14 protein-coding genes are annotated in these 12,210 nt (G+C 70.3%); 4 read left to right on the top strand and 10 right to left on the bottom strand.

What is annotated here, in order from left to right; genetic code table 11:
• Window positions 1-137: 137 nt before the first annotated feature.
• From B7K26_RS12745 to hisC, 5 genes are all read right to left on the bottom strand, one after another.
• Window positions 138-959, bottom strand: a complete 822-nt coding sequence (locus B7K26_RS12745; RefSeq protein ID WP_234998821.1) for a glycosyltransferase — start codon at window positions 957-959, stop codon at window positions 138-140.
• Window positions 952-1,911, bottom strand: coding sequence for a glycosyltransferase (locus tag B7K26_RS12740; protein ID WP_084079567.1), 960 nt, complete (start codon window positions 1,909-1,911; stop codon window positions 952-954). The genes B7K26_RS12745 and B7K26_RS12740 overlap by 8 nt, the downstream gene beginning before the upstream one ends.
• Before the next feature lie 3 nt (window positions 1,912-1,914).
• Window positions 1,915-2,652: an ABC transporter ATP-binding protein gene (locus B7K26_RS12735; RefSeq protein WP_084079566.1), complete on the bottom strand. Its 738-nt coding sequence runs from the start codon at window positions 2,650-2,652 to the stop codon at window positions 1,915-1,917.
• Entirely contained in the window at window positions 2,645-3,511 is an 867-nt protein-coding gene (locus B7K26_RS12730) for an ABC transporter permease (protein WP_200811122.1), read from the bottom strand. Before B7K26_RS12730 ends, B7K26_RS12735 begins: the two co-directional genes overlap by 8 nt.
• Before the next feature lie 85 nt (window positions 3,512-3,596).
• Window positions 3,597-4,679: a histidinol-phosphate transaminase gene (gene hisC / locus B7K26_RS12725; protein WP_084079600.1), complete on the bottom strand. Its 1,083-nt coding sequence runs from the start codon at window positions 4,677-4,679 to the stop codon at window positions 3,597-3,599.
• Window positions 4,680-4,732: 53 nt separating this feature from the next.
• Here hisC and B7K26_RS12720 point away from each other — a divergent pair, with 53 nt between their 5' ends.
• Entirely contained in the window at window positions 4,733-5,119 is a 387-nt protein-coding gene (locus tag B7K26_RS12720; RefSeq protein ID WP_084079565.1) for a phage holin family protein, read from the top strand.
• On the opposite strand, the gene B7K26_RS12715 is transcribed toward B7K26_RS12720, so the two are convergent.
• Together B7K26_RS12715 and B7K26_RS12710 are read right to left on the bottom strand one after the other, a co-directional pair.
• Window positions 5,097-6,575, bottom strand: coding sequence for a hypothetical protein (locus B7K26_RS12715; protein ID WP_084079564.1), 1,479 nt, complete (start codon window positions 6,573-6,575; stop codon window positions 5,097-5,099). The genes B7K26_RS12720 and B7K26_RS12715 overlap by 23 nt on opposite strands.
• Before the next feature lie 40 nt (window positions 6,576-6,615).
• Window positions 6,616-6,903: a hypothetical protein gene (locus B7K26_RS12710; protein ID WP_084079563.1), complete on the bottom strand. Its 288-nt coding sequence runs from the start codon at window positions 6,901-6,903 to the stop codon at window positions 6,616-6,618.
• 94 nt (window positions 6,904-6,997) lie between these two features.
• Here B7K26_RS12710 and purB point away from each other — a divergent pair, with 94 nt between their 5' ends.
• Window positions 6,998-8,431 (top strand): adenylosuccinate lyase, encoded by a 1,434-nt coding sequence (gene purB, locus B7K26_RS12705; RefSeq protein WP_084079562.1) that lies wholly within the window; start codon window positions 6,998-7,000, stop codon window positions 8,429-8,431.
• Between the two features lie 172 nt (window positions 8,432-8,603).
• Window positions 8,604-9,089: an ACT domain-containing protein gene (locus B7K26_RS12700; RefSeq protein WP_084079561.1), complete on the top strand. Its 486-nt coding sequence runs from the start codon at window positions 8,604-8,606 to the stop codon at window positions 9,087-9,089.
• On the opposite strand, the gene B7K26_RS12695 is transcribed toward B7K26_RS12700, so the two are convergent.
• From B7K26_RS12695 to B7K26_RS12685, 3 genes are all read right to left on the bottom strand, one after another.
• Window positions 9,017-9,712 (bottom strand): MOSC domain-containing protein, encoded by a 696-nt coding sequence (locus B7K26_RS12695; RefSeq protein ID WP_084079560.1) that lies wholly within the window; start codon window positions 9,710-9,712, stop codon window positions 9,017-9,019. The two genes, B7K26_RS12700 and B7K26_RS12695, sit on opposite strands and share 73 nt — an antisense overlap.
• A gap of 77 nt (window positions 9,713-9,789) precedes the next feature.
• On the bottom strand, window positions 9,790-10,701 hold the full coding sequence (locus B7K26_RS12690) for an RICIN domain-containing protein (RefSeq protein WP_084079559.1): 912 nt from the start codon (window positions 10,699-10,701) through the stop codon (window positions 9,790-9,792).
• Window positions 10,698-11,237 carry a sigma-70 family RNA polymerase sigma factor gene (locus tag B7K26_RS12685; protein WP_084079558.1) on the bottom strand — a complete coding sequence of 180 codons (540 nt, stop codon included), beginning with the start codon at window positions 11,235-11,237 and terminating at the stop codon, window positions 10,698-10,700. The genes B7K26_RS12690 and B7K26_RS12685 overlap by 4 nt, the downstream gene beginning before the upstream one ends.
• A 130-nt stretch (window positions 11,238-11,367) precedes the next feature.
• On the opposite strand from B7K26_RS12685, the gene B7K26_RS12680 reads away from it, so the two are divergent.
• Window positions 11,368-12,198, top strand: a complete 831-nt coding sequence (locus B7K26_RS12680) for a CPBP family intramembrane glutamic endopeptidase (protein WP_084079557.1) — start codon at window positions 11,368-11,370, stop codon at window positions 12,196-12,198.
• The last annotated feature ends 12 nt before the right edge of the window (window positions 12,199-12,210 follow it).

The raw sequence follows: 12,210 nt of genomic DNA, 5'->3' as shown, positions 1-12,210 counted from the left end.
TCATCAGCGTTGTTTCCTCACATGGATCGGATGCTAGGGCCCTATCTGGCCGCTGCGCGGGCGCGCGGGCACTGACAGGACAGACAGGCCAATCATATCGGCGTGCCCTACGGTCGCTCGACTCGAGGCCGTGAAGCTCACCTCGAGAGGAAGGCGAGGCGGTACGCGCCGCGCCTGACGAAGGTGGGCGTGAGGCGATACGCGCCACGCACCACAATGTTGCGCACGTACTGGCGCCGCGAGATGAATCCAATGCGACGCATCGCCCGTTGGAGCGCGAACTCGGTGCGCAGCTGCTCCCATCCCCCACGTCGCCGGTAGGCGCCCGCATCGACGCGGTAGGCAACCAGGGGGTCGGTGAGGTTCTCCACCCGTGCGCCATCGGCGATCATGCGCGCCCACAGCCAGTAGTCCTCCATCATCCCCAGCGGCTGATAGCCGCCGGCTCGGACGACGGCGTCGCGGCGAAAGACGACGGTGGGGTGGTTGAAGGGCGATCGGAACTGCGCGTCATGGGCGATCTGGTCGCCGTGCGGCGTCACCCGCGCACGGCCCAACTCCTCAGCGGACCCCTCGAACTCCACGAGTCCAGTCCCGACCAGGTCAAAGCCCTGCTCGATGAGTGCCAACTGGCGCTCAAATCGGTCCGGAAACGACACGTCGTCTGCGTCCATGCGCGCGACGATGTCGTGGCTGCAGGCTGCTATACCTGCCGTGAGCGCGGCGGCGAGGCCTTGGTTCTCCGCGAGCTCGACGCGGACAACAGGGATGGGCGACTCCCGCACGAGGGCATCGAGCTGGGCCGTGAGTTCCTGGCCCACAGGGCCGTCTTGCACCAGCACTACCTCGGACGGCCGCAGCGTCTGCTCTTGCACGCTGGACTCGAACGCGGAGCGCAGGAATGCGGCGTGATCCCCGCCGTAGACAGGCATCAGCAGCGAGAATTCCGTCTTAGTCACGCGGCCACCCCTCCCCCGGGAGGCCGGCGTCGGCGAGCACGGGGTCCGCGGGACGGGGACGCTCACGCCATCCATCCCGCCAGCCACGCCTGAGGCCGTCGGCGAGGACGCCGCGCTGCTGAGATCGCGCAAAGGTGCGCGCCCACCGCACGGCGGACGATGCACCATAAACGACCTTTTCCGCGGGTGACAACGAGGTCGACAGGCGCCACATCCATACCTTGTTTCGCACCTCGTAGTAGAAGCGCGGCCCGGGGTCGACGTCGGTCGAGCCGAGCTTGGCGGTCTTGTGAACCACGACGCTGGCAGGCACGAAGATCCCCAGCCGGTGACGTAGCAGCCGGGTGGAGTACTCGAAGTCGTCGTTCCAGATGAAGTAGTCGGGTACCGGCGGCGCCTCGGCCCGCGCAGCATCGGCGTCCACCAGCATGGACACGAAGGACGACGAGCGGACGCTCATGGCTCCTACGCTAGCCGCGGCCCCTCGACGCTCGCGAGAGTCACAAGGTCGACGCCGCGGTGTGTTCATCGGGTGGTCCGAACCGTCGGTCCACACCACGCGCGAGCCTGCGACGACGGCACCAGCTGCGGTGGCCGCGGCAACAAGGTTCTGTGCGGCGTCGGGGCGCGCAATGGTGTCGTCGTCCATGAGCCAGATCCACTCCGGCCGATGCTCGGTGAGCGCACGTTGAATGCCGGCAGCGAAGCCCCCCGCGCCGCCGATGTTAGTCGTGAGGGTGACGACGTCAGCTTCGGCATGCGCTCCCCGCGCGGCTTCGGCGGAACCATCGGTCGACGCATTGTCGACCACGACGACCCCGGCCAGCGGGAGAGTCTGAGCGGCGAGCGCGTCGAGTGCCTCCAGCAGCAGGTCGCGCCGGTTGTACGACACGACAACGGCGACGACACGCGCCTCCTGAGAGTGTGCTTCTGAGGGGCTCAGTGCACACATGGACTACTTCGACTCCGTGTACGCCGCGACCACCTCGCGCGGATCACCATCCATCTTGAGCTCGCCGTGGTCGATCCAGATCACCCGGTTGCACGTATCGAGGATGGACTTCATGGAGTGACTCACGAGGAACACGGTGCCCGCCTCCTCGCGCATCGCGCGAATCCTCGCCTCGCTCTTCGCTCGGAATTCCTTGTCGCCCACTGCCAGCGCCTCGTCGACGAGGAGGATCTGGTGGTCACGGGACATCGCGATGGAGAAGCGCAGCCGTGATGACATTCCGGACGAGTAGTTCTTCATCGGGAGGTCGATGAATTCCTCGAGGTCCGCGAAGCCCACAATCTCGTCGAACTTGTCGTTGATCTCTGCGGGCGTCATGCCCAGCGCAAGCCCGCCCAGCAGCACATTCTTCTCGCCGGACAACCGGGGAATGAGCGCGGCGTTCACACCGAGCAGCGCGGGACGGCTGGAGGCGAACACACGTCCCTCTGCGGGCGCGATGAGGCCGGAGATCGACCGCATCAGCGTCGACTTGCCCGACCCGTTGTGGCCGATAACGCCGATCGACTCGCCCTCGCGCGCCACGAAGGACACTCCCTTGAGCGCGTGGACCACCTTGATTCCCCGTTGCCGAGTCAGCAACGAGCGGTTCTGTGCCGCCGTCTTGCCGGAGGTGAAGGTCTTGTACTTGATGTGGAGGTTGTCGACCACCACTGTCGGCTTGCCGAGGTCATCAGTCATGGCCGTACCTCTCCTCCGCGAGCCAGAAGAACACGATGCCGACCACCATCGTCGCCACCGCGGCGCCGGTCGCCACCATCCACATCCATCCCGGCGCATTGATGCCCTCAAGCATCAGGTCGCGCACGATGGTGATGTAGTCGTGGACGGGATTCAGTTGGGCGGCTTTGAGCATCCAGTCCGCCTGATCAGCAAGGACCTCCTCAAGCGAGTAAAAAATGCCCGATGCATAGAAGAAGAGGCGCGTCACGAGCGGGATCACTTGGGTGAGGTCGCGGACGTGAACGGTGAGGCGTGCCGCCAGGAGTGCGATGCCGAGGTTGAACATCGTCATGAGGATCAGCGCCGGAATGATCAGGAGCCACCACCACGTGATGGGTTGACCAAAGCCGATGACAATGATCGCCAAGATCAGCATCATGGGGATGAGCTCGAGGACCTGCTGGACGATGTGCGAGACCGGCAGCAACATCCTGGGGAAAGCCAACGAACGCACCAGCGATGCGTTGCCGACGATCGACCGGGCACCTTCCGCGAAGGACTTAGAGAAGAACTCAAAGATGAAGACGCCCACGACGACGAAGGGGACGAACGCCACCCCGTCCGGGCGCGTGTCCCGCGGCAGGATGATGCCGAAGATCGTGCCGTAGAGAGCAGCGTTGAGGAGCGGTCGCAGCACGATCCACGCCAGACCAAGGCGGTTCTCGCTCACCTGTGCCTGAAGTCGGAACATGGCGAGCGACGTCGCGAAGGCACGACGCTGCCACATTTCGGCGAGGTAGGCGCCGAGCGGCGGGCGCGCTCCGACGCGCTCCAGGCCCGCGTCGCGCGCGATCGCCTCGTAATCGGTGGGGGTCACGTGTCTCCTAGGTTCGCTACGCCATTCTCAGCGCCGGACGTGGCGCGACGGCGGCGAAACACGCGAACAGATTACCCCAGACACCTCACCGGGCCCCGTGCCCCTCCATCGCGGCCAGCACGGCATCGTTCTCCACGCGCGAGCCGACCGTGACGCGGATGCCCTCGCCGGCGAACGGCCGCACCAGCACCGCTGGCTCGAGCGCCGCGAGCGCCACCGCGATCTCCACGGTGCGGTCGCCCGCGGGGATCCACACGAAGTTGCCCTGGGCCTCGGGGACGTCCCAGCCCAGCGCGCGCAGGCCGTCACGCAGGCGCGGGCGCTCGGCCACCACCTGCTGCACCCGCTCGAGCAGCTCCTGCTCGGCGACGGGCTCAAGCGAGGCGAGCGCCGCGGCCTGGGCCGCCGACGACACCGAGAAGGGCGTCACGCACGCCCGCACCGGCGCGATGAGCGAAGCGGAACCGAGCGCGAAGCCCACGCGGGCTCCCGCCAGGCCATACGCCTTCGAGAAGGTGCGCAGCACCAGCAGGTTGTCGTGGCGGGGAAGCTCCTCCAGCCCCGCCACCGCATCGGCCTCGGTGACGAACTCCACGTAGGCCTCGTCGAGGACCACGAGCACCGATGTCGGCACCGCGGCCATGAAGCGTGCGAACTCGTCGCGCGTGAGGGCGGGCCCGGTGGGGTTGTTGGGCGAACACAGCATGGCGACCTTGGTGCGGTCGCTCACCGCGGCGATCATCGCGTCGAGGTCGTGGCGGCCGTCTGCCGTGACGGGGACCATGACCGGGGTCGCGCCGGCGATGTGGGTGAGGATGGGGTAGGCCTCGAACGAGCGCCACGCGAACAGCACTTCGTCGCCGGGCGCGCAGTAGGCGGTGAGGATGTGCTGGAGCACCGCCACCGATCCGCCGCCGACGGCCACCTGGTCGGCGCCGACGCCGAAGCGCGCGGCGAGGCGCTCGTGAAGCTCCACCGCGAACATGTCCGGGTAGCGGTGAATGCCGTCGCCTGCGCGCGCGATCGCCGCCGCCACCGAGGGAAGCGGGTCGAAGGGCGTCTCGTTCGACGACAGCTTCACGGGGGGCAGGCGGTCCGCGGCGCCGCGCGCGCCGGGGACGTAGGCGGGTAGGCCGGCGACCGCGGGACGCGGCTGGGGAAGGCTCATGACGACCATGGTGCCAGGTGGCGAGGACCCCCCAGTGTGGAACACTCCTGGGCATGAGGTTCGTGCTGAATGTGATGGCCATGGCCGTGGGCGTGTGGTTCGCGACGCTGCTGCCGCTCGACATCGCCGTCACCGGCGGCGAGGGCGAATGGTGGACGCGCGTCCTGGTGTTCGGCGCCGTGGGAGTGATCCTGCAGCTGCTGAACCAGGTCATCAAGCCCGTGCTGCAGATCCTCGCGCTCCCCATCACCATCCTCACGCTCGGGCTGTTCGCCCTGGTGGTGAACTGGTTCGTGCTGTGGCTCGCGGCGTGGGTCACCACGTGGTTCGGCGGCATCGAACTGGTGATCGGCGACTTCTGGCTCGCGCTGGTGGGCGCGCTGGTCATCACGATCATCTCGTCGATCGTGCGCGGCATCACCGGCTCGGCGCGGGACTGACGAGGCTCACCCTCCCCTCCACCGGCTGCTCCGGGTCCCGCGGCGCCGTGGGACTGAAGAGCGTCCGGGTCGCGCTCAACGACGTGGTGTAGCCGCTCACCTGCCGCTTCCACGCCTGCGTCGACGGGTCCGTCAGGGCGTCGATGGCGCCAGCCGTCGCGCGGTACGTGGACATGGCGTGAACCGACAGCACCCCGGTGGCCGCGGCGGCGATGGCCGGGTCGCTCGAGGCGCGGGCGTCGGCCGACCAGGTGGTGACGTTCGCGCCCTCGTCCCTACCGCCCTTGTCCAGGGCGGGCACCGAGTCGGAGACGTCCTCGACATGCGCGTACGTGACGCCCTCGACGTGGGGAAGGTCCGCCACGGGTGAGCCGAATGTCACCACATCGGTGATCCTGAAGCGCTCACGGATGCCCCGCGCCCCGGCCACGGCCGTGGCGACCATGCCTCCCTGACTGTGTCCTACGAGCATCACCTCGGCGCCCGGCGGGATGCCCATCCGCTCCATCGCGTCGACGGTCAGCCGCATCGCGTCCGAGACGCCACCAGCCTCCACGGTGCCGTTGCCGTGCCAGTCGAAGGGGTTCACGGAGGAGAACCCGTTGTCGTAGGTGCCGGGGATCGTCACCACGTAGCGGCGCACGCCGTCGGCGCCCACCAGCTCGTCGACCGCGACCACACCCTCCTCGACATACGTGAAGCTCTCCAGCCCCGCGGCGAGGTCGGCCATGGACCGCGGCACGTCCGATGACGTGCGGGGTCCGCGCGGGCTCGCGCCGTCGTAGGAGGCCTCGAAGGCCGTATCGAGCGCGCCGAGCATGCCTCGCAGCACCGTGAGGATGGCGTCGTAGGTGCTCGGACCCATCACCGGAGTGGCACCGAGAGTCGCGGTGAGCGCGCCCACCGTGCCGCGGTTGAGGTAGCCGGTCATGCCGGGGGCCTCGTCCGGAGCGAGGGCTCCGCCGACGGGATCGTCTCCCGTCAGCCGCGCGATCGTCCCCGGCACCGACAACGCCCACCCCAGGCCCACGACCGCCCGCGTGAGCCACGCGCCAGTGTCCAGTGTGTCCGCGGCATAGCGCTGCACCGCGGTGACGAGGCCGATGCCGCCGCGCGCCCGCTCCTCCGCGTCGGCGTAGGTGCGCGCCACGTCGGCGACGCGCACGGCAAGGTCGTGGGCGTCTCGCTCCAGGGCGCCAGCGCCGGAGGTGCCCCACCGCGCCAGGCCGGCCGCGGCATCGGCCCTGGTCACGGCCCCCACCACGGCGGGCCCGGCGTGGCGCTGGGCGTCGTCCAGCAGCGCGAGGCACGCGTCGAGCGCGCGACGGCACTCCTCGAGGGCCTCCCCCGCATCCGCGAGCACCGCGCTCGCCGCCTCCAGGTCCTCCGTGACCGCCTCGGTACCGCCCGCGCCCCCGGCGACGCCCACCGGAATCGGGTCCGCCTCCCGCGTCATGCGATCTCCCGCCCGGTCACTGTCCCGGTCACCGGCCCTGTCACTGACCCGCCCCGCGCGCCACGGCCTGCAGGCTCCACCACGCGTCGCGCGCGTCCTCCACGGCGGCGGTCATCGCTGCCACGCGCCCCCGCAAGGCAGAGAGCTCGGCCCGGTAAAGGTCACCGGCGGCGGACGCCCACGTGACGTCGTCCGCCCTGTCGAGGCGGTCGCACGCTGCCCGTGCCTGCTCGACGGCGCGGTCGATCTCCCCCGTCGGCAGCCACAGATCCGGCAGGACCCCGTCCACGGGGCTCCAGAGGTCGAACGCGCCTCCCAGGTCACTCATGTGGCGACCGTAGGCTCGCCCACCCGGCCGCAGCATCGGCCCCGCGTCAGCGTGTGGAGGCGCCGCCCCGGCGCCTGGGCCTGTGCATGGAACAATGAGGCCCGTGACTGAGTGGAACCCCGCCTCGTATGTGACCCTCGCCGACGTCGAGCCCGCCATCGCGCTCACCCCGCTGGACGGCCGCTACCGCTCCGCGGCCGCGCCGCTCGTGGACCACCTGAGCGAGCCCGCGCTGAACCGCGCGCGCCTGTTCGTCGAGGTCGAGTGGTTCATCCACCTGTGCGCGACCGCCGCCGTGCCCGGCACGCGCGAGCTCACCGCGGACGAGGTGGAGCTGCTGCGCGCCATCCCCGCCGAGTTCGGCGCCGAGGGCATCCGCGAGCACGCCGAGATCGAGAAGGTCACGGTCCACGACGTCAAGGCCGTCGAGTACTACATCAAGCGCCGCATCGAGGGCACGTCGCTCGAGCCGCTCGCCGAGCTGGTGCACTTCGCGTGCACCTCGGAGGACATCAACAACCTGTCCTACGCGCTCATGGTGAAGGGCGCCGTCGAGCAGGCGTGGCTGCCCGCCGCGTCGTCGCTTGTCTCGCAGGTCGCCGACCTCGCGCGCGAGACCAAGTCCGTGCCGATGCTGTCGCGCACCCACGGCCAGACCGCCACCCCCACCACGCTGGGCAAGGAGCTCGCGGTGCTCGCGCACCGCCTGGGCCGCCAGCTGAGCCGCATCGAGCGCCAGGAGTACCTGGGCAAGATCAACGGCGCCACCGGCACCTTCGGCGCCCACACCGCCGCCGTCCCCGGCACCGACTGGGTGGAGGTGTCGCGCACGTTCGTCGAGGGCATCGGCCTCACCTGGAACCCGCTCACCACCCAGATCGAGAGCCACGACTGGCAGGCCGAGCTGTACGCGGACGTCGCCCGCTTCGGCCGCATTCTGCATAACTTGGCGACCGACGTCTGGACGTACATCTCACTGGGCTACTTCGCGCAGGCCGCCGTGGCCGGCGCGATCGGATCCTCCGCGATGCCGCACAAGATCAACCCCATCCGCTTCGAGAACGCCGAGGCCAACCTCGAGATCTCTGCGGCGCTGCTCGACACTCTCGCGTCCACGCTGGTCACCTCGCGGCTCCAGCGAGACCTCACCGACTCGACCACGCAGCGCAACATCGGCGTCGCGTTCGGCCACTCGCTGCTCGCGATCGACAACGTGCGTCGCGGGCTTGGCGCCCTATCCGTGAACGAGGCGGCGCTCGCCGCCGACCTCGACGGGTCGTGGGAGGTGCTCGCCGAGCCCATCCAGTCGGCGATGCGTGCCGCCGCGATCGCGGGCGTGCCCGGCATGGAGAACCCCTACGAGCGCCTCAAGGACCTCACCCGCGGACACGTCATCGACGCCGACGCGATCCGGAGCTTCGTGGACGGGCTCGAGCTGCCGGCCGAAACCAAGTCGCGCCTTGCCGCGCTGACCCCCGGCACGTACGTGGGCCTCGCCGAGCAGCTGGTGGATTCCTGCCTACGCTGAGTTCGGGCTGCTTCCTGGCGGGACATGAGCGTCGTTTTCGCTCGAGAATCGACCCTCATGTCCCGCCAGCAGCACGGCGCGGGCGAAGGCGTGCCACTCGCTACAGTCGTAGCAACGCGATTGCCGTGGCACCGTGTGGTTGCCTTCCGCGTTTTCTGATCGGGGTGCATCCATGCCTCTTCCTGCTGTCCCCCTCCGCTCGCTGCCAGGCGAGTACGTCATCGCGCGGTTCCCCGTCGACACGGACGTCGCTCCAGTGCTCGCCGACCTGGTTCGCGCCGAGTCCCTGGTGTCTTACACCCGGACCGACCAGGAGATCTCTATCGTCTGCGGATCCGATGCGGCGCCCTCGGGAGCAGAACTCGACGGCCCGTGGCGGGCGCTGTACGCCGGCGGGCCGATCCCGTTCGGCCTGACTGGCGTGGTGGCATGGCTGGTGGACCCTCTCGCGGCGATCGGCTGCCCGGTCTTCGTGATCTCCACCTTCGACGGCGACGTCCTGATGACGCCCAGCGACCGCCACGACGAGGCGACGCGAGCGCTCCGCGGGGCGGGACACACGCTCGACGCCAGTACCGACGACGCTCAGTGGCTCGCGGAGGCGCCCGTCACCAGGTCACCCACGGCCACCTCGCCGGGAGTGACCACGTCGAGGTAGATCGCCACGCGCAGGTCGCGGGACTTTCCCAGCGGCTGCAGCCAGCGGGTCTTCTCGGCAAGCCCGTCCTGCGGCAGGTCAATCGTCCGGCAGCGTTCGATGCGCCCGACGGGCCGCAGCACGGCCGTGCCGATGCGCACCTCGCCCTCCCAGGACTCCTCCTCGAAGGGCTCCGTGGTCGCGACCACGAGGTTGGCGCGCAGGCGGCGGGCGTCAGCGTCGGCGCCGAGCTCTCGCGCGCACCAGTCGAGGGTGGCTGTGCCCACCAGCGACACCGCGCCGTCGTCGAAGTGGGGAACGTCGGTCTCGGGCGCGAGGGCCACCTCGGCCGCGAGCGCGTCAGTGAGCCACGCGTCGACGGTCGGGTCTCCCGCGAGGCCGTGCCTGCCGCCGGGCCCGCTCACCACGACGCCCTCGGCGGTCGTCGCCGCGCGGAACGCGAAGACGCCATCGCGGCGCACCATGCGCTTGGTGTTCTTTCCTGAGGCGAGCCTCGAGTCGCCGTCACGCACCGCCCAGCCGCGGTCGCCCACCAGGCCGCGCGGGTCGAGGTCGACGCGGTCGAGCGCCTCGCCTCCCATCGACTTCACGGGATAGCGGCGGATCGCGGTGACGACGGTCATGCCTCGAGACTACGGCCGATGCTCCCGTCACCTGGGGCGACGGGCGCATCGGCCGTACTGGTCACACCGGATGGCGGCTAGTCGAACTCGACGGTGACCGAGCTCTCGCCCTGCGCGGGATCGGGGTCCACGGTGACGTGGGTGGCGACGCCGTCGGCGTCGATGTCGTCGAAGGTGAAGGTGCCGTCCTCGGTGGGCTGGAGGACCTCGGTGGTGCCGTCCTCACGCGTGAGCACCGCGGTGCCGTCGGCCCTGGGCATGAGAAGCGTCAGGACCCGGTCGCTGCCGGCCTCGAGGGACGCGTAGAGCGCCTCGTCGGGCGCGAGTGCCGGCTCGGGTGCGCACGCGAAGGCCGCCTCGGGGTAGGCGGCGGGCTCGGCAGGGACGGCCTCGCTGACCCCGTCCGGCATCGACTTCGTGCGGTCGAGCTGCACGTTGAGGTTCGCATCCCAGGTCACCCAGGTGCCGTCGGCGATGCTGAACACCGCGAGGCCGTCCTCGTCGGGCGTCACCGTCACCGCTGCATCGGCGGCGGTCTGCACCACCAGGTCGCCGTCGGCGCCCGTGGAGATGACAGCCAGCACTGCCCCGCTCGCGGCGTCCTGCAGCGTGGTGAGCCCGGTATCGCCGTCGATGACAGACCACTGATCCGGCGCGGCCGTGCTGGCGGGAAGGGACGTCTCCGGGCCGAGGCTGATCGTGACCTCCTCGTCGGCGCTGCCGGTGGGAACGTCGAGGCATGCCCCCGCGGAGGGGCTCGCCGACTGCCCCGCCGGCGCTACCGACGCGGTCCGCCCCTGCGCCAGCGCCATCCCGCCGAAGGCGAGGACCCCGGCGGACACCGCCGCCGCCGACCCCACCCCGGCGGCGTGCACCGCGCGACGACGCCGCACGCGCCCCCGCACCTGCGCCCCGAACCGCCGGGCGAAGTCGTCGCCCGTGTGCCCGCCGCGCGCCTCGTCATGCAGCAGATCCCTCAGATCATTCATCGCCCTGCTCCCTTCATCTGGGGTGCCACCACCGGCACCGTGGTCGGATCGGCACGCCAGTCGGCGACCGTGTCGAGCTCCTGCGCCAGCCGCGCCGACGCATCGGACAGGTACCTCTTGACCGTGCCCTCGGCGATGCCGAGCCGGTCCGCGATCCCCGGCACCGTGAGGTCGTCGTAGAACCGCAGCACGATGCACGCCCGCTCGCGGGGACTGAGGCGCGCGAGCGCGGCGCGCACGTCGAGCACCTCGGCGCTGTCCGGCCGGTGCGGCGGGACCTCGCGGAGCTTGTCGTGGGCACGGCGGGCGGCCCCGGCGCGGCGCACACGGTCGATGAAGACGCTCGGAATGGTGCGGCGCACGTACGCCTCCGCCATCGGCACATTGGGGAACCGACGTCCCCTTGAGAACGCCTTCACGAGAGCGTCCTGGAGGACGTCCTCCGCGTCGTCGCCGGCGAGCAGGCGCGCATAGGCCAGCAGCCCTCCCGCACGCTCCCTCATGAGCGTGTCGAGCATCGGCTCCCATCGCGCCATCGCTTGCCTCCCCTGGCCTGGCTGGCATTGTCGCCCACACAACGCGGCTCGGGCCGCGAATCGTTGGGGGCCGATGCCGCCGTCACCCTGGTGACGGCCCGCCCCCGCCGCTCGTTAGGGTGGCGTGACCATGAGCTCCTCCCCGGACGCCGGCACCCAGCCGGCCGCGGCATCGGCTGTCGCCACCGGCCCCGCCAACCCCAGCCCGCGCCGCCTCAAGGCCGAGATCGGCATCGTCCTGGGGCTGTCGCTCGGCTATTACGCGATCACGGCGGCGCTCACGCTCATCGAGCGCTACCTTGCCGAGCCGGCGATCGGCGACCAGTCCACGACGCTCAACCCGTCACGCTCCTCGATCGACTGGGTGGACCTTGCCTCGCAGGTGGTGCGCCAGGCGTATTTGCTCATGCCGGTTGCGCTCGCGCTATACCTGCTGAGCATGGGTGGGCGCTCGGCCCACAGGCGCCTGGGCCTCACGGGCGGCAGGCACGGCCTGCGACGCGACGCGCTCGGGGCGCTCGCGCTGGCGGCCTGCATCGGCATCCCCGGTCTCGCGCTGTACGCCGTGTCGCGCGCGCTGGGCCAGACGGTCCGCATCGACACCTCGGGGCTGCCCGATGCCTGGTGGGCCGCGACCATCCTCCTGCTCTCGGCCGCCGTGGCGGGCGTGCTGGAGGAGACGATCGCCGTCGGCTACCTGGTGACGCGGCTCAAGGAGCTGCGGTGGTCGCCGTACGCGGCCATCCTCGCGTCGGCGCTGCTGCGCGGCGCCTATCACCTGTATCAGGGGTGGCCGATGGCGCTGGGCAACGTCGTCATGGGCCTCGTCTTCGCGTACTGGTTCCACCGGACGGGGCGCCTGGGGCCGCTGATCCTGGCGCATTGGACCCTGGACGCGGTGTCGTTCATCGGGCCCGAGGTGGTGCCCGCCGAGTGGCTCGACGCGCTCGGGGTGAGCTGACCGGGGCCTGTA

The organism is Demequina sp. NBRC 110057, from assembly GCF_002090175.1.
GTDB lineage: Bacteria > Actinomycetota > Actinomycetes > Actinomycetales > Demequinaceae > Demequina.
This window is presented reverse-complemented; position numbering and strand designations above follow the sequence as displayed.

Bases quoted from the DNA above. Each gene is read 5' to 3' on its own strand.
- B7K26_RS12700 (WP_084079561.1), top strand. From the start codon at position 8,604: ATGCCTCTTCCTGCTGTCCCCCTCCGCTCGCTGCCAGGCGAGTACGTC.
- B7K26_RS12695 (WP_084079560.1), bottom strand. From the start codon at position 9,712: ATGACCGTCGTCACCGCGATCCGCCGCTATCCCGTGAAGTCGATGGGA.
- B7K26_RS12740 (WP_084079567.1), bottom strand. From the start codon at position 1,911: ATGTGTGCACTGAGCCCCTCAGAAGCACACTCTCAGGAGGCGCGTGTC.
- B7K26_RS12690 (WP_084079559.1), bottom strand. From the start codon at position 10,701: ATGAATGATCTGAGGGATCTGCTGCATGACGAGGCGCGCGGCGGGCAC.
- hisC (WP_084079600.1), bottom strand. From the start codon at position 4,679: ATGAGCCTTCCCCAGCCGCGTCCCGCGGTCGCCGGCCTACCCGCCTAC.
- purB (WP_084079562.1), top strand. From the start codon at position 6,998: ATGAGGCCCGTGACTGAGTGGAACCCCGCCTCGTATGTGACCCTCGCC.
- B7K26_RS12680 (WP_084079557.1), top strand. From the start codon at position 11,368: ATGAGCTCCTCCCCGGACGCCGGCACCCAGCCGGCCGCGGCATCGGCT.
- B7K26_RS12710 (WP_084079563.1), bottom strand. From the start codon at position 6,903: ATGAGTGACCTGGGAGGCGCGTTCGACCTCTGGAGCCCCGTGGACGGG.
- B7K26_RS12735 (WP_084079566.1), bottom strand. From the start codon at position 2,652: ATGACTGATGACCTCGGCAAGCCGACAGTGGTGGTCGACAACCTCCAC.
- B7K26_RS12685 (WP_084079558.1), bottom strand. From the start codon at position 11,237: ATGGCGCGATGGGAGCCGATGCTCGACACGCTCATGAGGGAGCGTGCG.
- B7K26_RS12715 (WP_084079564.1), bottom strand. From the start codon at position 6,575: ATGACGCGGGAGGCGGACCCGATTCCGGTGGGCGTCGCCGGGGGCGCG.
- B7K26_RS12720 (WP_084079565.1), top strand. From the start codon at position 4,733: ATGAGGTTCGTGCTGAATGTGATGGCCATGGCCGTGGGCGTGTGGTTC.